A 25,452-nucleotide genomic window follows, 5' to 3' on the forward strand; every position below is an offset into this window, starting at 1 on the left:
CCGCATGCCGGTCCCATTTTTTACCACCCGTTCAATAGACCATCGCGGCGATGGGAATTCAGAAGAAATGCTGTGCCCGGAGAAAATCCGGCTTGTCGATCTTTGCAGGCATCGGGGCGCGAGGCCCGACGTTTGGCCGGTCTTCTGCGGCTAACCCGATGATTTTCTGAACGAAGCGGAGCGGGCTCGCTGCTCGCGAAGAAAAATTTTCACCGTTGAAAGGCGGGAGGCGGTTGTGACGTTCCATTTTCCTATCATTCTAATGGGAAATTGGGGGCGATAATGAAGACTTGGGTACGATCAGGATTTTACTCTGGTGTCGCGATCGGGGCGCTGCTTGCAGGCAGTCCACACGCCGATGCGCAAACGCGGGTGGCGGGAGTGGCACCTGCCGATCGGTCCGAGCCGAGCGAAGACGTCCAGGCCGATCAAGGCTCCGCGGACATTTTGATCACCGCCAGGCGGCGGAGTGAGCGCCTGCAGGACGTGCCGGCGGCGATTACTGCGGTTTCGGGCGACACGCTGCAGGCGCAGCATCTCGACCGGGTCGCCGATTATGCGGCCAAGCTGCCGAATTTCGCGGCGGTCCAGCAGAATACACGCGTATCCGGCCTTTATGTGCGCGGCCTTGGCGGCAACGCCAACAATGACGGCGCGGAGGGCGGCGTCGGCCTGATCGTCGACAACGTGTTTTTCACCCATGTCGGGTTCAGTTGGCTCGATTTCGTCGATCTCGACCATATCGAACTGGTGCGCGGACCGCAGGGCACGCTGCTCGGCAAGAACACCACGATCGGCGCGCTGATCGTCACCACCAAGCGACCGAGTTTTACCCCCGAGCTTAACCTCGAGGCGGGCTATGCCAATTACGGGCGCTACCAGATCCGGGCGAATGCGACGGGTCCGGTGATTGGCGACACGCTGGCCTATCGCCTGACCTATTATCGCGACGCGTCGAATGGCTGGGCGCGCAATGCCTATGACGGGCAGAAATATCTCGACGTCAATCGCTGGGCGGTGCGCGGGCAATTGCTGTTCGAAAGCGGGCCGGTCACCAGCCGTCTGATCGCCGAGCATTATGAGACCAGCGAATATAACAATTACTATCCCAATTTCGCCGATGCCAAGACGTTTGCCAACGGCGCAGTGCGCGCTGCCAGTTGGGACACGAAAGTTCGCGGGCTGTTCGGCTATACGCCGAGCTACGATGTCGGGCGCAATGCCGATCTCAACACGCAGGACCGCATCGACAGCCGTGTCACCGGCGTTTCCAACGAACTGACCGTTAAGCTCGGTGCGCATACGCTGACGGCGGTGTCGGCGTGGCGGCAACTGCGCTTTCGTCCGCGCAACGACAGCGACGGATCGCCCTTTTCGATTCTGCGGGCGGGCTATGACGTCGATGTCGACCAATATTCGCAGGAAGTGCGGTTGGCGTCGCCGACCGGCGGCGCGCTCGACTATCAGGTCGGTGGCTATTTCCTGCGCGAGGATCTGGTCAGCAACAACCGCTCGATCTTCCAGGCGGACTCGACCAAATGGTTCCTGACCGGCGCGCTGCCGACGGCGGCGTTGTCGCCCGCGATCCTCAACGGGGTCGAGTACGATCAATATGGCACACTGCACGTCACCAGCGGTGCAGGCTTTGGGCAGGCAACATGGCATCTTGCTGACCGGCTCAGCCTTACCGGCGGCGTGCGCTTCACGCGCGAGACCAAGCGGGCGTCCAATACGGGCCTGACCTTCGGCGGCGCGACGCTGCCGGGCGCGCTCGCGCCGGCGCGCGCCGCGATCCTGTCGGCCTTTGGCGGCATCTTTCCGACCTATGCCGATAGCCGCACGACCGACAGCTGGTCGTGGCTGGTCAACCCGTCGTACAAGATCAGCGATGCTGTGTTGCTCTATGCCTCGGTCAGTTATGGCGAGAAGTCGGGGGCAGCCAATCTGAGCGCGACGCCCAATTTGAGCGCGACGCCGGGGCCGGGCAAACCCCTCATCATCAACCCCGAAAAATCGACCGATTATGAGATCGGGGTGAAAACCAAGCTGTTCGGTGGCCGCGCAACGCTGAACGGCAACCTTTATTGGAACGATATTCGGGATTATCAGGCCGCGCAGATCGATCTGTCGCGGCCGACGCTTGGCAACTTCCTCGGCAATGCCGCCAGGGTCCGGCTGCGCGGTGTCGAGATTGAAGGCGAAGCGAAGCTGGGCGGTGGGTTCAGCGCGTCGCTCAACGGATCGTTCAACGACGCGACCTATCGATCGTACACCAATGCGCCGGCACCGATCGAGTTTAGCAACGTCGTTTCCACGGTCGATCTGTCGGGCAAGCGCGTCATCGGCTCGTCGAAATGGTCGGGGCAGGCGAGCCTCAATTATGATGCACCGATCAGCCGTCGCGTCGCGCTCACTGCGTATCTCAATCAGACCTATCGCAGCGCGACCAACCTGCTCAACCCGATTTCGGCTTATGGCTATCAGGGGGCCTATGGCCTGACCAATGGGGGGATCGGCCTGCACGGCACGGACGGGCGCTACTCGCTGCTGTTCTGGGCGCGCAACATCTTCGACAAGCGCTATGCGGTCGGGATCGGGGCGGCAAATTCGGTCAGCCCCTTCGTCAAGGTGCTCGGCGATCCGCGCACCTTCGGCGCGACGCTCAAGGGCAAGTTCTGAGCGTGGCCAAGCGGCAGATGAAATTGGGCGCCTTTCTGATGGGGGTGGGGCACCATCTCGCCGCGTGGCTGCATCCGTCGGTACGCCCGCAGGATTTGACCGAGCTGGCGCATTATACCCGACTGGCGCAAGCCGCCGAGGCGGCGAAGTTCGATGCGCTTTTCTTTGCCGACAATGTCGCGGCTTTCGGCGGCGGCCCGCTCGCTGAGCAGATCGCGCCGGTTTATTATCTCGACCCGCTGACCCTGCTGGCGGCGCTCGCGCCGGTAACGCAGCAGATCGGCCTGGTCGCGACGGTGTCGGCGACCTATTTCCCGCCCTATCATCTGGCGCGCAAATTCGCGTCGCTCGACCAGATCAGCGGCGGGCGCGCGGGATGGAATTGCGTGACCTCGGCGTCCGATGGCGAGGCGCGCAATTTCGGGCTCGACGCGCAGCTCGGCCATGCCGATCGCTACGCGCGGGCGCACGAATATCTCGATGTCGTGCGCGCGCTGTGGGATAGCTGGGACGACGATGCCTTGCTGTTCGACCAAAGCGGACGGCGCTTCTTCGATGCGGCAAAGGTCCGCCCGATCGACCATGTCGGCGCGCATTTCCGCGTCGCCGGGCCATCGCAGACCGGGCGTCCGGTGCAGGGGCATCCGGTCATCGCGCAGGCAGGCTCATCGGCGGACGGGATCAAACTGGCGGGGGCCACGGCGGAAATCGTGTTCACCGCGCAGCAATCGCTCGCCGACGCGCTGACCTTTGCCGATGCCGTGCGCACGGCAGCGGTAGCGGCGGGCCGATCGCGCGATGCGGTGGTGATCCTGCCCGGTATCATGCCGTTCGTGGCCGAGACGACGGACCAGGCACAGGCCCTGCACGACGAACTGCAGGATCTGGTCGATCCGCGCATTGGCCTCGGCCTTGTCTCGACGCTGATGGGGTGGGACCTGTCAGGCTATCCGGTCGATGGGCCGGTGCCGGAAGCCCCTACCACCAACGGCTGGCAGAGCCGCCAGAAGCTGTTCGTCGATACCGCCCGCGCGGAAGGGCTCAGCATCCGCCAGCTTGTCGCGCGCGTCGCCAGCGCGCGCGGGCACAAGGTGGTGATCGGCACGCCCGCGCACATCGCCGACGAGCTCGAAGCGTGGTTCGTGGCCGGGGCAGCCGACGGCTTCAACATTCTGCCGCCGACCTTGCCCGCCGGGCTCGATGACTTTGCGCGGCGGGTCATCCCCGAACTGCAGCGGCGCGGGCTGTTCCGCACCGAATATGAGGGCAGCACGCTGCGCGACCATCTTGGACTGCAGCGGCCGTTCGCGCGGCTGGCCGCATGACCCCTTTCGACGGAGGAGACTTGCCATGACGACGTCTGCCAATGCCTATCTCAACGCACCCGACCCGGACGGTATCCTTGACGTCCTTCCAGTCGGCGGCCGGATTGGCGCGGAGGTTCGCGGGGTGCGGTTGAGCGCAGCGCTTGACGACACCACACTCGCCGCGGTGCGTGCGGCGCTGGTCCGGCACAAGGTGCTGTTCTTTCGCGGGCAGGGGCATCTCGACGATGCCGGCCACGAAGCGTTCGGCAAGCGCTTTGGCAAGCCGGTTGCGCATCCGACGGTGCCGAGCCGTGGCGGCGATTTCCTGTTCGAACTCGATTCTCACATCGGCGGCCGCGCCAACCATTGGCATACCGACGTGACCTTCGTCGACGGCTATCCCTTCGCCTCGATCCTGCGCGCGGTGACGATCCCGGCAGCGGGCGGCGACACCGTGTGGGCGAACACGGCGGCCGCCTATCAGAACCTGCCCGAGGAATTGCGCCTGCTCGCCGACCGGCTGCGCGCGATCCACACCAACGCCTATGATTATGCCGCCCAGCGGCCTGAGGCGAGCGAGCGCGAAATCAACCTGCACAAGCACATTTTCGCCTCGACCGTTTACGAGGTCGAGCATCCGGTGGTCCGCGTCCATCCCGAAAGCGGCGAGCGTAGCTTGCTGCTCGGCGGTTTCGTCAAGCGCATCCTCGGCGTGTCGGCGAGCGAGTCGCAGCGGATCTACGAGATCCTGCAAAGCTATGTGACGCGGCTGGAAAACACCGTGCGCTGGCGCTGGAGCGAGGGCGACGTGGTGATCTGGGACAATCGCGCGACACAGCATTATGCGATCGACGATTATGGCGACCAGCACCGCGTGGTGCGCCGCGTGACGCTCGACGGTGAAATTCCGCGCGGGGTCGATGGCCGCGAAAGCCGCCAGATCCTGCCCGAACCCGCCGCCTTGCTGGAAGCGGCAGAATGATCCGTCGTCAGATCCTGGGCTTGATCGGCGGCGGTGTCGCGGCGCTGGCGCTGGTTGGCTGTGGGGCGAAGCACGATGCATCGGACACGGGCGTCGTCTTCGCCACGCAGAAGAACGGCGTTCCGTTTCTTGCACAGGCCCGCGGGGAATTCGAAAAAAGGCTGAAGGCGCGCGGGATCGGCCCGGTCAAATGGGTCGAGTTTCCCTCGGGCCCGCCGCTGATCGAGGCGATCCGCGCGGGGGCGGTCGACATCGGCCTGGTCGGGGATACGCCGGTGGTCTACGCCCAAGCGGCGGGGACCGATCTCTATTATGTCGCGGCGCAGAGCGTGCCCGGGCTGGTCGGCAGCGGGCTGGTGGTACCCAAGGGATCGACGGTCAAAAGCTTCGCCGATCTGAAGGGCAAGAAGGTCGCCTATACCAAGGGGTCGGCTTCCGAATATGCGATCGCTTCGGCGCTCGGTCGCGTCGGGCTGACGCTGGCGGACATCGTGTCGGTCAACCTCGCCCCCGGCGATGCGCAGACGGCACTGGCCAATGGCTCGATCGACGCGTGGTTGACCTGGGACCCGTATTTCACGCTGGCACTCGCCCGCAGCAATGCCCGTGAGATCGCCCTTCCGCCAAGCGACCTACGGACTGTTGCGCTCTACGTTGCCTCCGGCACCTTCACGCGGGATCGGGCCGAGGTGTTGAAGGCGACGCTTGACGAACTGCGCACCGAAGCAGCCTGGGGCAACGCGCATCGCACCTTCTATCGCGATGCTGTCGCCAAGGCGACGCGCCTGCCGCTGCCGGTGCTCGACGGGATGCTCGCCCGCTACAAGGACTTCCTGTTTGCGGTAGATCCGATCACCCCCGCCGATATCGCCACCCAGCAACGCGTGGCGGATTATCTGTTGGCGGCGAAGGTCATCCCGAGGAAGATCGATGCTGCGGAAGCGGCGTGGACCGGCTGGACACCCGCAAAATGAGCCGGGAACGGCGCTGGACTCTGGCGAACAGCGCGCTCACCCCGGTGATCGTGCCGGTGGGATTGCTGCTTGCCTGGCAGCTGGCTTCAAGCCTTGGCGTGCTGCCGTCCAATATCCTGCCCGCACCGACGGCGGTTGTGGTCGCGGCGGGGGAATTGATCGCCAACGGGCAACTCGTCGCCAATCTCGCGGTCAGCACCGCGCGCGCGCTGACCGGGCTGGTGGCGGGCGGCGCGATCAGTTTCCTGCTCGGGCTGTTGTGCGGTGTGTCGCCAACCGCGCGGCGGTTGCTCGACCCGACCTTGCAGATGGTGCGGACCATTCCGCATCTGGCGTTGCTGCCGCTCGTCATTTTGTGGTTCGGCATTGGCGAGCAGGCCAAGGTGCTGCTCGTCGCCTGGGGCATCTTCTTTCCGATCTACCTCAACACCTATCACGGCGTCGTTTCGACCGACCCGCAGTTGATCGAGATGGGGCGGATCTACGGCATGTCGCGCTGGGAATTGTTCCGCCGCGTGATCTTTCCCGGTGCCCTGCCCTCGATCCTGGTCGGCTTGCGCTTCGGGCTGGGCATCATGTGGCTGACGCTGATCGTCGCCGAGACGATCGCCGCCAATTCGGGCATCGGTTATATGGCGATGCAGGCGCGCGAGTTCAGCCAGACCGACATCATCGTGCTGTCAATCTTCGTCTATGCCGCGCTTGGCAAGCTGGCCGACAGCCTGACCCGCTTGCTCGAACGTCGCCTCCTGCGCTGGAACCCCGCTTATGCCTCGGCTTGATCGATGAGTGCGCCTCAGCTCCGCGTCGTCGCCCCGAGCGTCAGGCCGCGCACTGGCGCGCCGGTTGCGGTGCGGGGCCTGACGGTCGAATTCGGCGAGACCAGGGTGCTCGACCGGCTGGATCTCGATCTGGCGGCGGGCGAGTTCATCTCGATTGTCGGGCGCTCGGGGTGCGGCAAAAGCACCTTGTTGCGCGCGATCCTCGGACTGCTGAAGCCGAGTGCGGGGCGGATCGACACCGATGTCGCCGCCGCCCGCGTCGTCTTTCAGGAACCGCGCCTGCTGCCCTGGGCAAGCGTGCGCGAGAATGTCGCCGTCGGTGCGCGTGGCATTGCCGACCGTGCCGAGCGGGATCGCCTGATCGATGCGCGGCTGGCGGAGGTCGGGCTGGCCGACAAGGCGAATGCCTGGCCCGCCAACCTGTCGGGTGGCCAGCGCCAGCGCGTGTCGCTGGCGCGCGCGCTCATCAGCCGACCGCGCCTGCTGGTGCTCGACGAGCCGCTTGGCGCGCTCGATGCGCTTACCCGGATCGAGATGCAGGGGTTGTTGGAACGCGTCTGGGCGAGCGAGAGCTTTTCGGCGCTGCTGGTGACGCACGACGTCGCCGAAGCGGTGGCGCTTGGCGACCGCGTGATCGTGCTGGAGGGCGGTCGCATCTCGCTCGACATCCGCATCGACGTGCCGCGGCCGCGTCGGCACGGCGATGCCGAACTCGCGCGGGTTGAAGGGCTTATCCTCGATCGCTTGCTCGGGCGTTAGAAGGAGCCCTGCTTTACACCCTCACGTAACGCGCCCAGCGGCACTCTGCCCCGCAATTGGGGGGAGCAGCGGGCGGACGGGCGGCAATGCCTCAACCGAGCGGTTGGGTAGGTTCAGCTTGGGGAAGAGCAACTCGGCGACGCGGTACGCCTCCTCGATATGCGGGTAGCCCGAGCCGATCACCGTATCGATCCCGATATCGGCATATTCCTGCAAGCGCTCGGCGATGCTGTCGGGGCTGCCGACCAACGCGGTGCCCGCACCCGTGCGGACCAGCCCGATGCCGGCCCACAAATTGGGGGCGAGTTCGAGATTGTCGCGGCTGCCCTTGTGCAACGCCTGCATCCGCGCCTGGCCGACCGAGTCCGAGCCCTTGCTCAGCATTGCCTGGAACTGCTCGATCTGCGCATCGGAGACGTGCTGGATCAGATCGTGCGCGGCGGCCCAGGCGGCATCATCGGTTTCGCGGACGATGAAGTGGATCCGCAAGCCAAAGCGGATCGTGCGCCCGCGCTTGGCGGCGCGGGCGCGGACGTCGTCGATCACTTCTTTCAGTTGCTGCGGCGGTTCGCCCCAGGCGAGATAGACGTCGACATGCTCGGCGGCGATTTCCCGCGCGATCTCGGAGGATCCACCGAACCACACCGGTGCGTGCGGGGTTTGCACGAACGGGAAATTGAGCTGTCCGCCGGTGATTGACAGATATTTGCCTTGCTGCGTGACCGTGTCGCCGCGCGCCAGCTTGCGCCAGATGTCGAGGAATTCGGCGGTCTGTTCATAGCGTTCGGTATGATCGAGATAGATGCCGTCCTGTGCCAGCATTCGCGGGCTGCCGCCGGTCACGACGTTGAGCAGGGCGCGCCCGTTGCTCAGTCGGTCGAGCGCGGCGGCCTGGCGGACCGCTTCGGCGGGGGCGGTGAGACCGGGGCGCAGCGCCACCAGCAGTTTCAGGCGCTCGGTGAACGGCGCGATCGACGCGGCGGTGATCCAGGCGTCGGCACAGCCCGCGCCGGTCGGCATCAATACGCCGTAGAAGCCAAGCCGATCTGCGGTCACCGCCACTTCGCGCAGATAAGCAGGCGTCGGCGCGCGTTCGCCGATCGGCGAGGCGAGATAGCGCGCGTCGCCGCCCGAGGGGATGAACCACAGGAAATCAAGCGGAGTGCGTGGCTGCGATACGACTTGGATCATGTAACTCTCCCTTGCGACACTAAGGGTGGACGCTTGCGGACTGTCCGACCCTTAGGTTCGGGTGCAGGTTCGGTCCGGATCGGGGGGAAGGGGCGGGCATCGCGGCAGACGCAAAATCCATTGCCGGACTTTCGAAAGAGCGCCTGATGCTGGGGAAGGAGCGCGAGGGACGTTCGATTCATGCGGATGCGTTGTTCCGTGCGGCCGGTGAAAAGGCTTGCGCTTAATGTCCTTCAAAAGGATAGGGATTGCAACGCAGCGAAACCCTTAGCGCAGCCAAGAACAGCTTCTTTCGTGGTGAGTGAGGTGGTGAGACCGTAAACCGCCGCTTGGCCGGGCGATAGCGATCATCGGTGGCGGTACCGTCGCGGTCGTGGCAGGCGCGGCTTTTCCACGCCTTCAGAACCGAGACCGTCAGAGTTGCCATGACAGACCTTGCCCTGCTGTACGAACACCCCGCCTGGTTCACGCCGCTGTTCGACGCGCTTGATCGGCGCGGAATCGACTATGTCACCCTCAAGCCCGATGGGCATTTCGACCCCGGCGATCGCCGCGTTCCGGGGCATGTGGTGTTCAACCGTATCGCAATGTCCAGCTTTTTGCGCAGCGACGAACATCCCATCTTTTATGCGGCGGCGCTGCTTGACCACTGGCACCGCGCCGGTGCGCGGATCGTTAACGGGCCGGATGTGCTGGCAATCGATTCGTCCAAGGCACGCCAGCTTTCGCTGATCGCCGGGCTGGGGCTCGCCATTCCCGAAACGCGCATTGTTCACCGCGTCAGCGACGTCGAGGCGGCGGCCGCTTCGCTCGCTTTCCCGCTCGTCGTAAAGGCCAATATCGGGGGCTCGGGCGCGGGGATTGCGCGGTACGATACGCTCGATCAATTGCGCGCGGCGATCGTGGATGGATTGTTGCCGACGAGCATCGACGGGGTTCTGCTCGTCCAGGATTTCGTGCCCGCGCGGGATGGTACGGTCACGCGGATCGAAACGCTGGACCGCCGCTATCTCTATGCCCTTGATATCGCGGGGGGCGGAGTGTTCGATTTGTGCCCGGCCGACGCATGCCAAATTCCGGGCGCGCCGATCCCGATGGTTTCGGCCGACCCGGCCCCCGGTTTGCGCGACGCGGCGGAGCGGATCGCGCGCGCGGTCGATCTCGACGTCGGCGGGATTGAGGTGATGATCGACGATCGCGACGGCACGCCGCGCTTTTATGATATTAATGCGCTGTCCAATTTCGTCGCGAAGCCGCTCGACATCCTCGGTTGGGATCCGCACGACCGCTTGGTCGACTATCTGGTGCAGGTCATCGAAGGGACGAAAGGCTGATGCGTTATGGATATTGGACGCCGGTGTTCGGCGGCTGGCTGCGCAACGTCGCCGACGAGGGCATGGACGCGAGTTGGGATTATACCCGACGCCTGACCCAGCGGGCCGAACTCCTCGGCTATGACCTCACGCTGATCGCCGAGCTCAATCTGAACGATATCAAAGGTATCGATCAGCCCGCGCTCGATGCCTGGTCAACCGCAGCGGCGCTCGCCGCAGTTACCCAGAGCATCGAGCTGATGGTCGCGGTGCGTCCCAACTTTCACCATCCCGCGCTATTCGCCAAAGCCGCCGCAAATATTGACCAAATTGCTGGCGGGCGTCTGGCGCTGAACGTCGTTTCCTCCTGGTGGGCGGATGAAGCGCGGCAATATGGCCTGCAGTTTGACGAGCATGACGATCGGTATGCGCGCACCTCCGAGTGGCTCGACGTGGTCGAAGGGCTGTGGACGCAGGACCGGTTCAGCTTCGACGGGCAATTCTACCGCACCCGGGACGCGATCTGCGCGCCCAAGCCCGCCAAGCGGCCAACGGTCTATGCCGGTGGGGAAAGCGAGAAAGCCAAGGCGATGATCGCGCGTCAGTGCGATGCCTATGTGATGCATGGCGATCCGGTCACTGCGATTGCGCCCAAGATCGCCGACATGGCCGCGCGGCGCGAAGCGGTCGGTGGCGCACCGATGCGCTACGGCATGGCCGCCTATGCGATCGTCCGAGATAGCGAGGCCGAGGCGAAACGCGAGTTGGAGCGGATCACCACGGTGACCGATCTGCCCGCCGGCTATGCCAATTTCGATCAGTGGCTGTCGGGCACGCAGCTTGAGCGCGAATTGAAGATTCAGGAATATTCGGTGTCCAATCGCGGCCTGCGCCCCAATTTGGTCGGCACGCCCGAACAATTGCGCGAACGCATCGCTGAATATGAGGCGGCAGGCCTCGATTTGCTGTTGTTGCAGATGAGCCCGCAGGCCGAGGAAATGGAGCGCTTTGCGGCACAGGTGATGGCGCCGTGATCGAACTGATGGACGTCTTTCCCGGCAACGCCGGCACCGCGTTGGACGGCGTCTCGCCGTAGATCGAACGCGGTGAGATTTTCGGCGTGATCGGACGTTCGGGTGCAGGCAAATCGCCCCTGACCCGGCGGATCAGCCGCTCGCCGCGAGCCGATAGCGAGGATTGCGTGCATCGATCGCAGCTTGCCAGACGCGCAGCACATTGCCGCCCCAGAGCTGGTCGATCTGCGCCGGGGTGTAGCCACGCTGTCTCAGCGCGGCAGTGACGTTTGCCGTCTCTCCGACATCGGACCATCCGGTTACGCCGCCGCCGTGATTGAAGTCCGACGACAAGGCGACATGGTCGATGCCGATGCGCTTGACCGCATAATCCACTGCGTCGATCAACTCGCGCAACGTCGCTCTGGGCTCGGCACCGACGATCTCGTGGTAGCGGCGGTCATAGTCCGCCTGCTGCTCGGGCGAGAGCACCGTGCTCCCGCTTTCGGAAAGCCCATATCCGGCGCGCAGCTTGGCGACGGCTTCCGTCGTTTGCGGGCTGCGCGCATGTAGATAGGCGCTGAACGCATTGATCGCGATTACGCCACCCTTGGCTTTCAACGCATCGAGCTGCGCATCGCTCAAGTTGCGCGATGTATCGACAAGCGCACGCACGTCCGAATGGCTGGCGATCACCGGTGCGCGGCTTAGTGCCAGCACCTGATCGAACGCCGCGTCCGACAATTGCGAGACGTCGATCAGAACGCCCAGATCGTTGAGCCGCTGCACCGCCTGCCGCCCGAGCGGCGACAGCCCGCCATGCTCAGCCGTTCTGTCGCCCAACTGCAAGGCAGGGCGCGAGGAATCCGCAAACTGATTGTGCCCGGCGTGGACGAAACCGACGATCCGCACGCCGCGCGCATACCAGCGATCGAATGCGTCGAGGTCGTCGCCCGCCGGCCACGCATTGAGCAGGCTCTCGACCACGGCGAAGCGGTGCCCGGCGACGATGCGTCGAACGTCGGCGGGCGAGCGGGCCAGCGCGGCGCGCGTCGGGTTGCCATCGGCGATGGCGTGGATTGCCGCGTCGCGTGCGATCGCGTCGCGCTGCGCGGTTGCCAGCGACGCGGGGTCGCGCGGCCCCTGTGCCACGAACAGGGCAATTGCGGCAGCGGTCAACCCGCCGCTTTGCGCGCGTGCGAGGTCGAACTGGGAACTCGGGTCGTTCAGGCCGTTCCAGCCCGGCGTCGCGGCCGTCTTGGGCAGGTCGAGATGCGGATCGAACACGATGGTCTGCGCGGCGATGGGGGTGGCGGCAAGCAGGGCGGCCAGGAACGGGACGGTGTGTCGCATCGAGAGATCCTTTGATCAGAGCAATTCGGGATAGCCGGCCACCACCGCTTCGATCTCAAGCGAGCGCAGTGGCGCATAGCGTTCGGTGCCGCCGGTGATGATATCGCGCAGGAAGAGTGCGTCGCGCGCAGCGGCGAGGCCGGGATCGGCGACGACCTGCGCGAGTGCAAGGCGCAGCGCGGCGACCGCTTCGATCGGGGTGGTGCGCGACGTGACGAAGGGCGGCGTGGCGCTTTCCGCAGTGGTGGCGAGGATACGCAACGCGTCGATTTGCTCCGGGCTATCGCGTTTCACCGCAGCAAAGGTGACGCTGTCGATGGCGGCGATGTCGGCATCGCCGCGCACGATCGCTGCGACACTCTCCCGATGCGATCCGGTCTGGAGAACGGTGCCGAAGAAGCGGCCGCCATCGGCCAGCGGCGCGACGATCGCGCGAAACAGATTCATGCCGGTGTTGGAGTCCGTGCCGTTGATCGCGGCGGCGCGACCACGATAGGCCGGGAGCGTCGGCGCGTCGTCGTGGCGGGCGACCAGGAAGCTGCGGTGCAAACCGAGGCCGGAGGCCGGGGTATCATAGACCGGGGTCGCAAGGACGCGCAGCTTCAGCGACGGATCGGAAATCAGCGGAAATCCGCAAATCTGGCCGAATAACAGATCAGGATCATGCCATAGCGTTTGGACGGTGCGGCTGCGATCGAGGTGGCGCGGTACCCCTTTGATCCCGCGCGCGCCCAGAATGCGGGCAATCTCGTTCCACAGGCGATCGTTTGTGGCTTGCTGCGGCCCATGATCGTACATGCCGAGCGAGGCGACGCGCTGCTTCATACGGACGTGCGATGGGTGGGGTGGAGCGGCGCGTCGTGCGAACGGAGCGCGAAGCGGCGCAGGATCTGGCCATAACCATCATAGACGACCGCGCCCGGCGGGATCAGCTGGCTGCGGTTCCGGCGGTGATAGGCGGGCAGGCGATACCAGGCGAGGCCGGGCCGCGCGTGATGCGCTGCGTGCAGATTGTTGTTTAGGAAAAGCAACGCCAAAAGACCGCCACGCTCGACAGTTGCCGCCCGGCTGGGTGTGGTCAGGTCCGCGCGGTGCTCGGCGTGGCTGCGCAACGCGGTGAGCGCCATGCCGGGATAGACGAAACACGCACAATAGCTCGCAAGACCGAGACCGACCCAGTCGAGCCACGCCAGCAAGAGCATGACCGCCCCCAGATGTGGCACCCAGTCGCGCAACACTGCGCCCGGATCCAACGCGGCTCGGCGTCCCTCGTCGATCAGGAACCGCACGATCGCAATCGGCGGCCCGATCAGCATGTGTCCGAACAAGGTCGACTGCAGCCGTGCCGCCAACCAGGCAACGCCCCGATGTCGATCGACATAGCGCGATTCAGGGTCTGCGAGCGGGTCGGTGATTGCGGGGCTGGCGTGATGCGCGATGTGGCTTCGCCGATAGCATGCATAGGGGAGCCACAGGCTCAATGGCACGAAGCCGATTGCCTGATTGATCGCGGGGATAGAGGTCGGATGCCCGTGAATCGTTTCGTGCTGGAGCGAGCCGTGCCATGCCACGATCCAGCCGCCCAACAGCAACAGAACGGGCAATGGCAACGCGTCATGCCAGAGAGTGAGGGCGCTCCAGGCACCATAGATCGTCCCCGCCACCAACGCGGTAGGCCAGTCGAAGCCGTGGCGCGCCTCCACGGTTCCGGGGGTAAGGGGCATTGGCATGGAGATGTAAAATCCCGCTCCAGAACGTATATCCTAAAACTCTATCAAAGTAGTAGGATATACAACGCTGCCGATCTTGGCCTTTGCCAAGTTTTGCTTTTGTCATCTGCCCCTCCGGTGTCGGGCCGGGGGAGGGGTGGACGGCAAGCTCCGACCGACCCCGGGCGCAGCAATATTGGCAACGCCTGCGCGGGCTACGCGGATGGTTGTGTTAACGCGCTAGATTGTCAGGACGATACCGCCTCGGATATCGTCTGCACTAAAGGCGCACGGGTTGCCGTCGCCCGCCGGACGCTGACGATCACGGCGACCAAGCCAAGTGCAGAGGCAACGGCACCGGTAAGCGCCACGGCGGGATAGCCGATACCGGCCGCAATGACCCCGCCGCCCGCCGCTGCGCCGATCGCGTTGCCCAGGTTGAACGCGCCGATGTTCATCGCCGAGGCGAGGTTGGGAGCGTCCGAGGCGGCATGCATCACCCGGATCTGCAGGGGCGGGATCAGAGCGAAGCTCGCAATGCCCCATAGAAAGACGAGAATTGCAGTCGGCACCGCAAACGACATCAGCATCGCAAAAGCGACCAGGATCACCGTCAGCGACGCCAGCGTTACGATCAGCGTCCGATCGACCGAGCGATCGGCAAAGCGGCCGCCGAGCCAGTTACCGATGGTCAGCCCCACGCCGTACGTCACCAGCATCGCGGTAACGAAGCCGAGCGACGCGTGCGTCATTTGGCGCAGGATCGGCGTGATGTAGGTGAAGACGGTGAACATCGCGCTCGCCCCGACCACGGTCAGGGCAAGTGCGGCAAGCACCGGTCCGCGCGTCAAGACGCGTAGCTCGGCCATGGCATTGGCGTCCTTGGGGGCAGGCAATACCGGCAGGGTGAGCCGCAATGCGGCCATTGTCGTGACACCCAGCGCGGTAATCCCCCAGAAGGATGTGCGCCACCCGAGATGATCGCCCGCCCAGGTCGCGAGCGGCACGCCGACGATGTTGGCGATCGTGAGCCCCATGAACATCGCCGCGACCGCTCCGGCGCGGCGCTCGGCCGGCACGAGACTTGCGGCGACGACCGAGCCGACACCGAAGAATGCGCCGTGATTGAATGAGGTCAGCACCCGTGCGGCCATCAGCATGGCGTACCCGGTCGATACTGCCGCCAGCAAATTGCCAAGGGTGAAGATACCGGCCAGTGCGATCAGCAATGTCCGCCGTGGCACACGGCCCGTCGTCAACGTCATCAGCGGCGCGCCGATTACCACGCCCAATGCATAAGCGCTGATCAATAACCCGGCGGTCGGTATCGACACGCGAAGATCATTCGCGATGACGGGCAAAAGCCCCATGGGGGCAAATTCGGTGACGCCGATTCCGAAAGCGCCGACGGCAAGGGCAAGGAGGCCGGGATTGAGCTTCATCGATCGAGTCCTCGAACGCGTGCGGGGATCAGGCGAGCGAAGCCGCCCTGCTGGCGATGGGGGGTGTGCGGAGGGGGCGATACGGGGCCGAAGCCAGGCACGGTGACGCGCGGCCGCGATACTCCAGGTTGGCGAACATCCATATCCACATCTCTACTTGCTATGTCGGGGCACAAATGGATTGTCTGGCATTGACTTATTCCGCGCGCCCGGCGCGAAAGATTTTGGATAGCGTTGTAAAGGCGGGATGGGGGCGGACCGCGCCCAGGCGCTGGAGGTGTTCGCGACCGTCCATCCCGTGAGGCGTTTTTCCCCTCGCGCCCGTCGTCACGCCGCAGCCGGGATGCGGGCATTTGTGCCAGCGCGACAACTTATTCCTTGTAATCCCCTTCCTGCTATATATCTGCACGGGCAGATAATGAAGGTGAAGCAATGGCCGTTTTCAGTGTGGACGATTGCGCCGCAAGCCGGGCACCGGGCCGGATGCTGCGTCGCCTTGACAAGGTCATGTCGGCGTTCGTCGAATCCAAGCTTGGTGACCATGATCTGAGCTATCAGCAGTGGATCGCGTTGCGGACGGTGGCCGAAGGCATTGTCGGCAATCCCGGGCAATTGGCGCGCGAATTGGGCATCACGACCGGCGCGGCGACGCGGCTGATCGATGTGCTGGAGGCACGCAGCCTGCTCGAGCGCGATCGTGGCGATGCCGACCGCCGCGTCGTCCGGCTGATGGTAACGCCTGCCGGCCGCGAGAAGGTGTTCGCGTTGCAGCCGCTTATCGTCAATGCGTGGAACGAAGTGGTCGCCGATTATTCGCAGCAGGAAGCTGCGGACATGGTCGCGATGTTGGTCAAGCTGCTTGCCGCAGCCGAACGTGTTGCGGGCGATCTGCCGCCGGTGGAGCGCGAAGCATGAAGCGCGCAACTGGCCTGGCGTCGCTCGGCGCGCTGCTGCTTGCGTCGTGCGCTGCGGTCCCCCACGATGCGCCGCAGGTCGCGCAGCTTCAGGCCGCTACCCTCGGTCTTTCGGCGCAAGGTGCGACGATTGCGCCCGATTGGTGGACCGTGTTCCAGGACCCGCAGCTCGACTCGCTGGTCGCGATGGGGCTTGCCGCCAATCCGACGCTCGACCGCGCGCTGGCGCGGGCGCGAAGCGCGGAGGCGACGCTGGGAGTGCGGCGCGCCGACCAGTTGCCGCAGGTCACCGTTGACGGCCAGTCGCTCTACCAACGTTTTCCCGAACGTTCGCTGTATCCGCCGCCTTACGCGGGCAATGCCTATCCGATGTCGACGGTGCAGGCGAACCTCAACTGGAACCTCGATCTGTTTGGGCGTCAGCGTGCGTTGGTGGTCGGTGCGCGTGCCGATGTCGCTGCCGCAGCGCTCGATGCCGCCGCAGCCCGGCTGATGGTGTCGACCTCGATTGCGCAGGCCTATATCGGCCTGGCGCGGGCCGAGCGGTTGATCGGCGTCGCCGACAGTTTCGTCGCGACACGGCGGCAGGCGTTGGGCTTCGTCAATTCGCGGATCCACAACAAGCTCGCCAGCCAGTTCGAATTGCGGCAAGCGGAAACGCTGCTCGCCGAGGCCGAGCAAGCGCGCACGCGGGCGGTTTCGCAGCGGGAGTTGCTGGTCCATGCGATCGCTGCGCTGGTCGGGCGGGGGGCCGATTTCTACCCGCAGATCGCCAGCCCCAAGCTCGCCTTCGACACCCCACCGGTCGTGCCCGAGACGCTCCCCGCCGATCTGCTCGGGCGGCGTCCTGATCTTCTCGCCGGACAAGCGCGGATCGACTCCGCCGCGGCTGGACGGCGGGTGGCGCGCGCGGACTTCCTGCCCAATGTCAGCATCCAGGCGCTGGCGGGTTTTGCTGCACTTGGCCTTGGCAGCTTCTTCGATCTGGGCGCGCGCACCTATGGCGCGGGCCCGGCGATCCACGTGCCCATCTTTGAGGGCGGCAAGCTAAAGGCGCAGTATCGCGGCGCGACGGCGGCACTCGACGAAGCGGTTGCCGCTTATGACGACGCCGTGCTCGGCGCGGTGCGCGATTCGGCCGATGCGTTGACGCATGTCCGCGCGTCCGACCAGGACACCGCTGAACAGCGGCGCGTTGTGGCGGGCTTGCGCGAGACGGTCCGGCTCAACCAGGTCCGCGTCTCCACCGGACTCGGGTCGCAACTCGACACGATCGATGCGGGTTTCCGCTTGCTCGAAGCCGAGCAAGCCTTGGTCTCGCTCCAGTCCGACGCCCTCACGCATCGCATCCAGCTCATCGCCGCACTCGGCGGTGGGTTTCAATCCTCCCCGCCGCTTGCTGCGGCCCATGCGGACATGCCCTCATGAACGACCAGACCCCCGCCGACTGGAAGCGCCAGGCCGAAACGGCCGAATCTGTCGATCCGATCGTTGGCCCTGAACCGATCGCCGCCGAACCTGCGCCCGCGCCTGTCGACCCCGCGATTGCCCGCCGTTCGCGCACGCGGCGGATCGGTTTTGCCGTACTCGCGCTGATCGTGCTGGTCGGGCTCGCGCTATACGCGCTCAGCGTCTTCACCGCGCCGGCGACCGAGGCAACCGATGATGCCTATGTCGCGGGCAATGTCGTTGCGGTCACTGCGCGCGACGGTGGCACGGTGCTGGCGCTGCACGCCGACAATACCCAGTCGGTCAAGCGCGGTCAGCCGTTGATCGATCTCGATCCTGCAACCACCGCTGTCCAGATGGACGCTGCCGAGGCGGCGCTCGGGCGTGCCGTCCGCGCGGTGCGGGCGGGCTACGCGCAAGTCGACGAAGCCGGTGCCGAAATCGGGCAAGCCGAGGCCGATCTGTCGCGCGCGCAGAATGACTATACGCGCCGCCAGGGTGCCGCGCGCGATGGGGCGGTCTCCGGGGAAGAACTGGCGCATGCGGCGGATGCGGTGACGACCGCTCGCGCGGCGCTTGCCCTGGCCCGCGCCAAGCAAGCGCAGGCCGCCAGCACGATCGCCGGCACCGATATCGCCAACAACCCACAAGTGCTGGCAGCGATCGCCGACATGCGGCGTGCGGCGATCGACGCCAGCCATATGAAGATCGTCGCGCCCGTCACGGGGATCGTGGCACAGCGCACCGTCCAGCTCGGCCAGCGCGTAGCGGCGGGCACCCCGCTGATGGCGGTGGTGCCGCTCGACAGCGTGTGGGTGGACGCCAATTTCCGCGAGACGCAGCTCCAGCATCTCCGGGTCGGGCAGCCCGTTACGGTCACCGCCGATGTGTATGGCAAGGGTGTGATCTTCCACGGCAAGGTGCTTGGCCTCGGTGCGGGCAGCGGCAACGCTTTCTCGCTGCTGCCGCCGCAAAATGCCTCCGGCAACTGGATCAAGATCGTGCAGCGTGTGCCGGTGCGCATCGCGCTGGATCCCGCCGAATTGCGTGCGCATCCGCTCAGGATCGGGCTCTCGGTCAATGCCGTGGTTGCGACGAGCAACCTGTCCGGGCCGATGGTCGCTGGCAGCGCGGCGCCGGCGGGGGGCGTGCAGCAAAGCCTTGACGGTGGTCCAGAGGTCGATGCGCAGATTCGCCGGATCATCGCGCAGAATCTCGGACGCGACCGGTGAGCGCAACCGCCGGCGCGGGGGCGGTCCCGCTGCGCGGCGCGACGCTGGCGATCACGTCGCTGGCGCTGGCGCTCGGCACGTTCATGCAGGTGCTCGACGGCACGATCGCCAACGTGTCGCTGCCGACGATTGCGGGCAATCTTGGCGTGTCGACCGATAACGGGACGTGGGTGATCACCTCCTTCGCGGTCGCCAATGGCGTCACGGTGCCCCTTACCGGCTGGCTGATGCAGCGCTTTGGCGTGGTACGCACGTTCACCGCCTCGGTCGTGTTGTTCACGATCGCCTCGCTCCTGTGCGGTCTGGCGTGGGATCTGCCTTCGCTGATCGGCTTTCGCATCCTGCAGGGAGCCGTGTCTGGGCCGATGATCCCGGGCAGCCAGGCGCTGCTGATCGCGATCTTCCCCGCCCATAAGCGCGGTACCGCGCTCAGCATCTGGTCAATGACGACGCTGACCGCGCCCGTGCTGGGGCCGGTGCTGGGCGGGTACATTTCGGACAATTACCATTGGGGCTGGATCTTCTTGATCAACGTCCCCGTCGGGATCGTTTGCGCGCTGATCTCGTGGCGCTCGCTCTCGACCCGCGAGACGCCGACGCGCAAGCTGCCGATCGACACGGTCGGGCTGATGCTGCTCGCCTTCTGGGTGTTCAGCCTGCAAACGATGCTCGATCTCGGCAAGGATCGCGACTGGTTCAACAACCCGCTGATCGTCGTGCTGACGGTATGCGCGCTGGTCGGCTTTGTGGCCTGGGTCATTTGGGAGATCACGGATGGCAATCCGGCGGTCGATCTCAGCTTGTTCCGACGGCGCAATTTCGCGTTCGGAACGCTGGCGCTGTGCCTCGGCTATGCGCTGTTCTTCGCCAACAACCTGCTGCTGCCGCTCTGGCTGCAGGAGCAGATGGGCTACACTGCGACCTGGGCTGGGTTTGTCGCGGCACCGAGCGGCATCGTCGCGGTCATCGCGACGCCGTTCGTCGGGCGGCTCAAGATCGATACGCGCTGGCTCGCGACGATGGCGTTCCTCGCTTTTGCGGGATCCTATTTCCTGCGTTCGCAATATACCCCCGATGCGAGCTTCTGGACGCTTATGTTCCCGCTGCTATTGCAGGGGCTGGCGATGAGCATGTTCTTCGTGCCGTTGGTCACGCTGTCGTTCGACGGATTGCCGGGCGAGCGCGTGCCGTCGGCGAGCGGAATTTCCAACTTTGCGCGTATCACTGCGGGCAGTTTCGCGGCGTCGATCATCACCACCTATTGGGATCGCCGCGAAGCGCTCCATCAGACTCGGCTGACCGAGGTCGGTACCGACTATTCGCCGACGTACCGGCACATCACCGATCAGTTGCAAGCCGCCGGCATGACCCAGCAGCAGGCGGCTGGCTCGGTGATGCGCCAAATCGTCAACCAGTCCTACCTGCTCTCCTCGCTGGAATTGTTCTGGATCTGTGGCTGGATGGCGCTGGTTATGATCGGCGTGATCTGGATGACGCGACGTCCGGCACCGAGCACGCATGTCGTGGCGGCGGATTAATACGGCACCGACCGGGCGCGCGAACCGGATATGCGCTCCCGTTCGGCTCCGCCGATTTAAAGTTCGATAATGCCGCGTTTTGCCGCGATCGTGACGGCGTGGGTCCTGTCCGAAGCGGAGAGCTTCAAAAAGATCGTTTTCATATAGCTTTTTACCGTCACTTCGGTGAGCCCTAGCCGGTTGGCGATCTGGCGATTGGAGTTGCCGTTCGCGGCCAGCGACAGCACGGTGGTCTCCCTTTCACTCAGAGCGTCTCCAGCGACTTGGAGCGACATCCCCGCCGCAACCTGCGGGTCCAGATGTTTTCCACCGCGCCGAACGGACTTGATCGTATCGATCAGTTCGTTGCGAAGGCTGTTTTTGAGCAGGTAGCCAGCCGCGCCTGCGCGCAACGCGCGAAGCGCCTGGGCGTCGCCCGCACTGGTGGTGAGAACCACAATCCGTGCGTCCGGCCATTCCTGGCGAATTCCGGCAATGGCATCGACGCCGTTCAACTTGGGCATCTGTAGATCCATGAGAACGACGTCGGGAAGATGCTCGCGATATTGGTTGATCGCCTCATATCCGTTCGACGCTTCCGCCACGACAACGAGGCCGGGCTGGGTCTCGATAACCGCGCGAATGCCCTCGCGGAGAAACGAATGGTCGTCCGCGACCAGAACTCTGATGGGCGATATATCCGTCACAACCGTGCTATGCCCTGTCGAAATTGCAGACACTAGGCGGAACTCGCGCACAACTTCGCCACGCGCTCGCCCACCGATGGCCTGAGCGGGTACAAGCGGAGGTGCCGTGTTCGTCAACCATATGCGGCAAACCGCGCTGCAGTCACTTCGCGCACGCCCAGCGTTTCCGCCATCCGTACCAGGTCGGCCAGCGATTGGGCATGCATCTTGCGCATCATGTTGCCCCGGTGGATCTTAACCGTAATTTCGCTGACGTTCAGTCGTCCCGCGACCTGCTTGTTCAAAAGGCCCGCAGTTACCAGGCTCATGACCTCCCGTTCGCGCGGGGTCAGACCATTATACAATCGGCGGGTGTGGTCGTCCCTGCCATGAGCCGCCCGACGGGCCTGGTTGAGGGCGACGGCCTCGGCGATGGCGGCGAGTATGTCGTCGTCATTGCATGGCTTCGTCAGGAAATTGACCGCCCCGGCTTTCATCCCGCGCACTGTCATCTGAATGTCGCCGTGCCCGGTCATCAGAATGATCGGGACATGGATATGACGGTCGAGAAGCTCTTGCTGGAAATCGAGCCCGTTCAAACCGTTAAGGCGGACGTCCAGCAGCAGACAGGCCGCCTCGTCCGCGCGGCTGCATGTCAGATATTGGTCGGGCGTTTCGAAGGTGAGCACCGTAAATCCGACTGACCGCAGCAGGCTATCCATGGCCGCGCGCACGTCGCTGTCGTCATCAAGGACGCAGATCGGTCCGACGGCCTGTGTAGCGGTTGCGTCTATCATGATTTTTCCCACCAATGGACCGTTAGCCGAGCGGGAAATGCCCGCAGTCCATGGCCTAGTCCGAAAAAGCTTGCTCGCCAGCTATCCATGCAGGTGCGGGTGCCAGACCTTTGTATGATGAGCGCGCGCAAGGGGGCCGCCGGAGGTCATCCGGGGTGGCGCACCGCGTGACGCTGGCCAGGGCGAACCTGCCCCGTCGATCGGCACCATCCTTTCGTTGGCGACCGCGCAAAGGCGCAAATGATGCCAGGGTCGCGTGTCCTTTGTCCTTCAGCGCGCGCTTGCTACGTTCTTGCGGATCTGCATCCGCAAATCGCTGCTGAGCGATGCCGCGTTCGCCGCAGGCTGGCTCGCAGGCAACATAATTTCGACCGTAGCGCCGCCCGTTTCGGCGTCGCGCAAGCTGATCGATCCACCATGGGCCTCGATGATCGTACGACAGACAGAAAGGCCAATGCCCATCCCGCCGGGTTTGGTCGAGCGGAATGCCGCAAAAGCCTCGGCCAGAATTTCCGGGGGCCAGCCGGGGCCGCAATCGGTAATTTTCAGGCGGACAACGTCCTCAACGACCATCGTTTCGATCAAAATTCGGCGCTCGTCCGGGGGCGTTTGGGCCATGGCCTGCACTGCGTTTCGAACGAGATTGACCACCACCTGCTGCAACAGGATACGATCGGCGTGGAGCACCGTGCGGGCATTCAACACATGCACCACCCGCGTTCCGCTGTTGATGATATCGGTCTCGATCAGCGTCGTTGCCTCTTCGACAAGCGCATCGATTTCCAGGGCACTGGATTCGGTTTCGGTATTACCAATGATCAAGGCGCGGATGCGGCGGATGACGTCCATCGCGCGCTGTGTTGCGTGCAGCCCGGTCTGGATCGAGGCGTTGACTTCGCCGACCGCGATCGGGTCGCGCCGGAGCCACCGCGTTGCGGCGTCGAGGCTTGTTTGAATCGCGGTAAGCGGTTGCTCAATCTCGTGTGCGATCGAGGCGGACATCTGGCCAAGTGCCGCGCTCTGCTGGGCGCGGGCAAGCTGCTCCTTATTTTCGGCGATGAGGCGAGCGAGGCGGTTCTGCTCGGTCATGTTGAACAGGCTGACGACCACGCGCTCGAGCGGTGAACTGCCCTCGAGACCAAAGGCCATCAAGACATCCAGTTCCTCCCCCTTGGCGGTTCGCACGCGGGTTTGGGTTTGAAACAACGGCTGCTGCTCGGAGATCGCGGTGATGCAGGAAATGAACGCCTCGTCGCTGTCGACGAGGAAGTCGTCGAGTTGCCGCAGAAACGCTTGCTTGTCCGGCACGCCGATCATTCGCAGCGCGGTATCGTTGACGTCGGTGATCAAGACCCTCCGGCGCAGGTCGCCGACAAGGTCGGAGTGATGGGCGAGGTGCTGGCGTATATTGCGCACACCGCGCGCCTGCAAATCGGAAACGGCCGTTTCAATTGGCCGCAAGTCGCACTCCCAAATGGCGACCGCCATGCTGTTAAAGACACCGCGATAGCGTCGCTCGTCGGCCGCCAACTGCCGTTGCAGGCGTTCGGACCGAATGAGTTGTCGGGCTGTTACCGAAATCGCGATGATCCCGATTGCGAGGTTCGGCAAGGCCATCGGCCCGAAGCTGAGCGGCAGGCCCAGGACAAAGGCGGTTATGGCGAGACCGATGCAGATCGCCGCAAAGTGCGCAACCAGCGCCCGCGCTCCGCTATTGCCAAGGATGAGCAGCGGCAGAATGTAAAGGACGGACAAAGCAGGTGATATGATGAAAATCGTATCGGCTGCGAAAATGGCAGCGGTCAGCGCTGCACTGATTACCAAGCTCCAGCCTGAAGCGATGCGACCCTCAAGCGCGCTTGCCGGACGGTACTTTGTCACGGTCGACGTCCTTATAGTGTCCCCAATCTGGCTACATTAGTGGTCCGTGGGCGTCGCCCGATACCCTCGAAAGGGTGGGCGCGCAGGAACTTTTGTTTGCAGCGGATGCGTGTCCCGCGCGCGGTCAGCCAAGGGGGCCGAAAATCTGGCTCAGGCATGCGACTAGACTTTCCGTCGTTCCAGGCTTTTCGAGGAGGCAAAGGATGCCCCCCTCGTTTGCACGCTCCCGGATTTGCTCGGTCGGATAGGCGGTGATCAGGATGAAGGGAATGCGGTCTCCGCGCGCGCGAAGGGTCTCGTGAAATTCAAGGCCGGACATGCCAGGCATATGAAAATCCGAAAGGATGCAGCCAAGCGATTCGGGTGGAGCGTCGAGGAACTCGAGCGCCGACCTGTAAGGCGCGACTTGAAGCCCAAGCGAGCGCACCAGGCTAACGGTTGCGGAGCGGACTAAATCGTCGTCCTCGACGATTGCCACAGTCCGTGCTTCCGGGTCCATTGACGCTCCTGATCGCAGCCCTGTGCGTCGTTCGCTCTCTACACCGTAAAATCGCATCAGAACATCATACAGAGGTCTGGGAATCACGGGGGGCGGCGATTCACAATCGCTGCGATCCGCACGAGATCGGCGACGGTGCGAACGCCCATCTTTTTCATCATGGTGCCACGATGCATCTTTACTGTGATTTCACTGATGCCCAGTTCGGACGCGATCTGTTTGTTCATCAGGCCCGCGACCACCAGCGCCATCACTTCTGTCTCGCGGCGCGTCAGTGCAGCGTGCCGCCTGCTTGCGGCCTCCAGCGCGCCCTCGGTTGCCAAGCGATCGCGATCACGGTCGAGTGCGGCGAGCACGGCGTCTATGATGTCCTGATCACGGAACGGCTTGGCGAGAAAATCGACGGCACCGGCCTTCATCGCGCGGACGCTCATCGCGATATCACCATGGCCACTCATAAAAATGATGGGCGCGCGGTCGCCGCGTTCGGCGAGCTTGGCCTGGATTTCCATGCCGCTCATCCGGGGCAAACGGACATCCACCACCAGACATGAAGGACCTGCGGGGAGGGGATGATCGAGCAACGCTTGCGCGGAATCGAACAGCAGGGTTTGCAGACCGATCGAGCGAAACAGGGAATCCATTGCTCCCCGCACCATTGTGTCATCGTCGACAATCATCACGGTCGGTGCCAGATAGCCTGGCGCTTCGCCGCCTGCCTGCTCGCCTTGTGACACTCGCCCCCCTTCCAAGATGTCGCGTCGTGCGCGCGCCCGAAGTCAGACCCGGCGCGAGTGTCGCCGTAATATCGCTCGAAGCGCGGCCGTATCGCCCTTTGGGCTTGCGCGGCTGTCCCCGCGCTACCGCGCGGTACACCTGCTTATGCAGGCGCGTGCGATTCTGCCAGCAAACCCAAGTCTGGCAATCCCATACGAAAGGATGATCGACCGGGCGGCCTGATATCGCCCAAGCA

24 protein-coding genes are annotated in these 25,452 nt (G+C 64.4%); 12 read left to right on the forward strand and 12 right to left on the reverse strand.

What is annotated here, in order from left to right:
• Positions 1-58: 58 nt before the first annotated feature.
• Positions 59-247, reverse strand: coding sequence for a hypothetical protein (locus tag ACP7BY_RS08860; RefSeq protein WP_033963430.1), 189 nt, complete (start codon positions 245-247; stop codon positions 59-61).
• A gap of 35 nt (positions 248-282) precedes the next feature.
• Here ACP7BY_RS08860 and ACP7BY_RS08865 point away from each other — a divergent pair, with 35 nt between their 5' ends.
• Genes ACP7BY_RS08865 through ACP7BY_RS08890 form a run of 6 tightly spaced genes read left to right on the forward strand, consistent with a single transcriptional unit; the run spans position 283 to position 7,483 of the window.
• Positions 283-2,679, forward strand: a complete 2,397-nt coding sequence (locus tag ACP7BY_RS08865) for a TonB-dependent receptor (protein ID WP_137902381.1) — start codon at positions 283-285, stop codon at positions 2,677-2,679.
• A gap of 2 nt (positions 2,680-2,681) precedes the next feature.
• Positions 2,682-4,004: an LLM class flavin-dependent oxidoreductase gene (locus ACP7BY_RS08870; protein ID WP_231564888.1), complete on the forward strand. Its 1,323-nt coding sequence runs from the start codon at positions 2,682-2,684 to the stop codon at positions 4,002-4,004.
• A gap of 25 nt (positions 4,005-4,029) precedes the next feature.
• Positions 4,030-4,968 (forward strand): TauD/TfdA dioxygenase family protein, encoded by a 939-nt coding sequence (locus tag ACP7BY_RS08875; RefSeq protein WP_033963439.1) that lies wholly within the window; start codon positions 4,030-4,032, stop codon positions 4,966-4,968.
• Complete coding sequence (locus ACP7BY_RS08880; protein ID WP_052192036.1) at positions 4,965-5,942, forward strand: aliphatic sulfonate ABC transporter substrate-binding protein; 978 nt, start codon at positions 4,965-4,967, stop codon at positions 5,940-5,942. The genes ACP7BY_RS08875 and ACP7BY_RS08880 overlap by 4 nt, the downstream gene beginning before the upstream one ends.
• The gene (locus tag ACP7BY_RS08885; RefSeq protein WP_052192045.1) at positions 5,939-6,724 is read left to right on the forward strand and encodes an ABC transporter permease subunit; all 786 of its coding nucleotides are present in this window, start codon (positions 5,939-5,941) and stop codon (positions 6,722-6,724) included. Before ACP7BY_RS08880 ends, ACP7BY_RS08885 begins: the two co-directional genes overlap by 4 nt.
• A gap of 3 nt (positions 6,725-6,727) precedes the next feature.
• Positions 6,728-7,483 (forward strand): ABC transporter ATP-binding protein, encoded by a 756-nt coding sequence (locus tag ACP7BY_RS08890; RefSeq protein WP_033963441.1) that lies wholly within the window; start codon positions 6,728-6,730, stop codon positions 7,481-7,483.
• Between the two features lie 21 nt (positions 7,484-7,504).
• Here the strand turns inward: ACP7BY_RS08890 and ssuD are convergent, their stop codons facing one another.
• Together ssuD and ACP7BY_RS08900 are read right to left on the reverse strand one after the other, a co-directional pair.
• Positions 7,505-8,674 (reverse strand): FMNH2-dependent alkanesulfonate monooxygenase, encoded by a 1,170-nt coding sequence (ssuD, locus tag ACP7BY_RS08895; protein WP_137902380.1) that lies wholly within the window; start codon positions 8,672-8,674, stop codon positions 7,505-7,507.
• Positions 8,675-8,897: 223 nt separating this feature from the next.
• Complete coding sequence (locus tag ACP7BY_RS08900) at positions 8,898-9,101, reverse strand: hypothetical protein (RefSeq protein ID WP_126848451.1); 204 nt, start codon at positions 9,099-9,101, stop codon at positions 8,898-8,900.
• Here ACP7BY_RS08900 and ACP7BY_RS08905 point away from each other — a divergent pair.
• Entirely contained in the window at positions 9,100-10,008 is a 909-nt protein-coding gene (locus ACP7BY_RS08905; protein ID WP_033967452.1) for an ATP-grasp domain-containing protein, read from the forward strand. The two genes, ACP7BY_RS08900 and ACP7BY_RS08905, sit on opposite strands and share 2 nt — an antisense overlap.
• Entirely contained in the window at positions 10,008-11,021 is a 1,014-nt protein-coding gene (locus ACP7BY_RS08910) for an LLM class flavin-dependent oxidoreductase (protein ID WP_033967451.1), read from the forward strand. The genes ACP7BY_RS08905 and ACP7BY_RS08910 overlap by 1 nt, the downstream gene beginning before the upstream one ends.
• 132 nt (positions 11,022-11,153) lie before the next feature.
• Here the strand turns inward: ACP7BY_RS08910 and ACP7BY_RS08915 are convergent, their stop codons facing one another.
• The 4 genes from ACP7BY_RS08915 to ACP7BY_RS08930 all read right to left on the reverse strand — a co-directional run bounded on the left by ACP7BY_RS08915 (position 11,154) and on the right by ACP7BY_RS08930 (position 15,504).
• A complete protein-coding gene (locus ACP7BY_RS08915; RefSeq protein ID WP_137902379.1) occupies positions 11,154-12,353 on the reverse strand; it encodes a dipeptidase in 1,200 nt (399 codons plus the stop codon).
• 15 nt (positions 12,354-12,368) lie between these two features.
• The gene (locus ACP7BY_RS08920) at positions 12,369-13,178 is read right to left on the reverse strand and encodes a phosphate/phosphite/phosphonate ABC transporter substrate-binding protein (protein ID WP_052192580.1); all 810 of its coding nucleotides are present in this window, start codon (positions 13,176-13,178) and stop codon (positions 12,369-12,371) included.
• On the reverse strand, positions 13,175-14,083 hold the full coding sequence (locus ACP7BY_RS08925) for a fatty acid desaturase (protein WP_052192579.1): 909 nt from the start codon (positions 14,081-14,083) through the stop codon (positions 13,175-13,177). The genes ACP7BY_RS08920 and ACP7BY_RS08925 overlap by 4 nt, the downstream gene beginning before the upstream one ends.
• 227 nt (positions 14,084-14,310) lie before the next feature.
• Entirely contained in the window at positions 14,311-15,504 is a 1,194-nt protein-coding gene (locus tag ACP7BY_RS08930) for an MFS transporter (RefSeq protein WP_033967450.1), read from the reverse strand.
• A 432-nt stretch (positions 15,505-15,936) separates the two neighbouring features.
• Between ACP7BY_RS08930 and ACP7BY_RS08935 the strand changes: the two genes are divergently transcribed.
• Genes ACP7BY_RS08935 through ACP7BY_RS08950 form a run of 4 tightly spaced genes read left to right on the forward strand, consistent with a single transcriptional unit; the run spans position 15,937 to position 20,637 of the window.
• The gene (locus ACP7BY_RS08935; RefSeq protein ID WP_033967449.1) at positions 15,937-16,419 is read left to right on the forward strand and encodes a MarR family winged helix-turn-helix transcriptional regulator; all 483 of its coding nucleotides are present in this window, start codon (positions 15,937-15,939) and stop codon (positions 16,417-16,419) included.
• Positions 16,416-17,846 (forward strand): efflux transporter outer membrane subunit, encoded by a 1,431-nt coding sequence (locus ACP7BY_RS08940; protein ID WP_137902378.1) that lies wholly within the window; start codon positions 16,416-16,418, stop codon positions 17,844-17,846. Before ACP7BY_RS08935 ends, ACP7BY_RS08940 begins: the two co-directional genes overlap by 4 nt.
• Positions 17,843-19,099, forward strand: coding sequence for an efflux RND transporter periplasmic adaptor subunit (locus ACP7BY_RS08945; protein WP_137902377.1), 1,257 nt, complete (start codon positions 17,843-17,845; stop codon positions 19,097-19,099). Before ACP7BY_RS08940 ends, ACP7BY_RS08945 begins: the two co-directional genes overlap by 4 nt.
• Positions 19,096-20,637, forward strand: coding sequence for a DHA2 family efflux MFS transporter permease subunit (locus ACP7BY_RS08950; RefSeq protein WP_033967448.1), 1,542 nt, complete (start codon positions 19,096-19,098; stop codon positions 20,635-20,637). Before ACP7BY_RS08945 ends, ACP7BY_RS08950 begins: the two co-directional genes overlap by 4 nt.
• Positions 20,638-20,693: 56 nt before the next feature.
• On the opposite strand, the gene ACP7BY_RS08955 is transcribed toward ACP7BY_RS08950, so the two are convergent.
• From ACP7BY_RS08955 to ACP7BY_RS08975, 5 genes are all read right to left on the reverse strand, one after another.
• Positions 20,694-21,323, reverse strand: coding sequence for a response regulator transcription factor (locus ACP7BY_RS08955; protein WP_033967447.1), 630 nt, complete (start codon positions 21,321-21,323; stop codon positions 20,694-20,696).
• 113 nt (positions 21,324-21,436) lie between these two features.
• Positions 21,437-22,099: a response regulator transcription factor gene (locus tag ACP7BY_RS08960; RefSeq protein WP_126848535.1), complete on the reverse strand. Its 663-nt coding sequence runs from the start codon at positions 22,097-22,099 to the stop codon at positions 21,437-21,439.
• A 270-nt stretch (positions 22,100-22,369) separates the two neighbouring features.
• On the reverse strand, positions 22,370-23,980 hold the full coding sequence (locus tag ACP7BY_RS08965; protein ID WP_126848465.1) for a sensor histidine kinase: 1,611 nt from the start codon (positions 23,978-23,980) through the stop codon (positions 22,370-22,372).
• 124 nt (positions 23,981-24,104) lie between these two features.
• Positions 24,105-24,479, reverse strand: a complete 375-nt coding sequence (locus ACP7BY_RS08970) for a response regulator transcription factor (RefSeq protein ID WP_033967444.1) — start codon at positions 24,477-24,479, stop codon at positions 24,105-24,107.
• 83 nt (positions 24,480-24,562) lie between these two features.
• A complete protein-coding gene (locus ACP7BY_RS08975; protein ID WP_052192585.1) occupies positions 24,563-25,159 on the reverse strand; it encodes a response regulator transcription factor in 597 nt (198 codons plus the stop codon).
• Positions 25,160-25,452 lie beyond the last annotated feature (293 nt).

Origin of the sequence: Sphingomonas sp. PSPC2-2, from assembly GCF_049897725.1 — a bacterium.
GTDB lineage: Bacteria > Pseudomonadota > Alphaproteobacteria > Sphingomonadales > Sphingomonadaceae > Sphingomonas.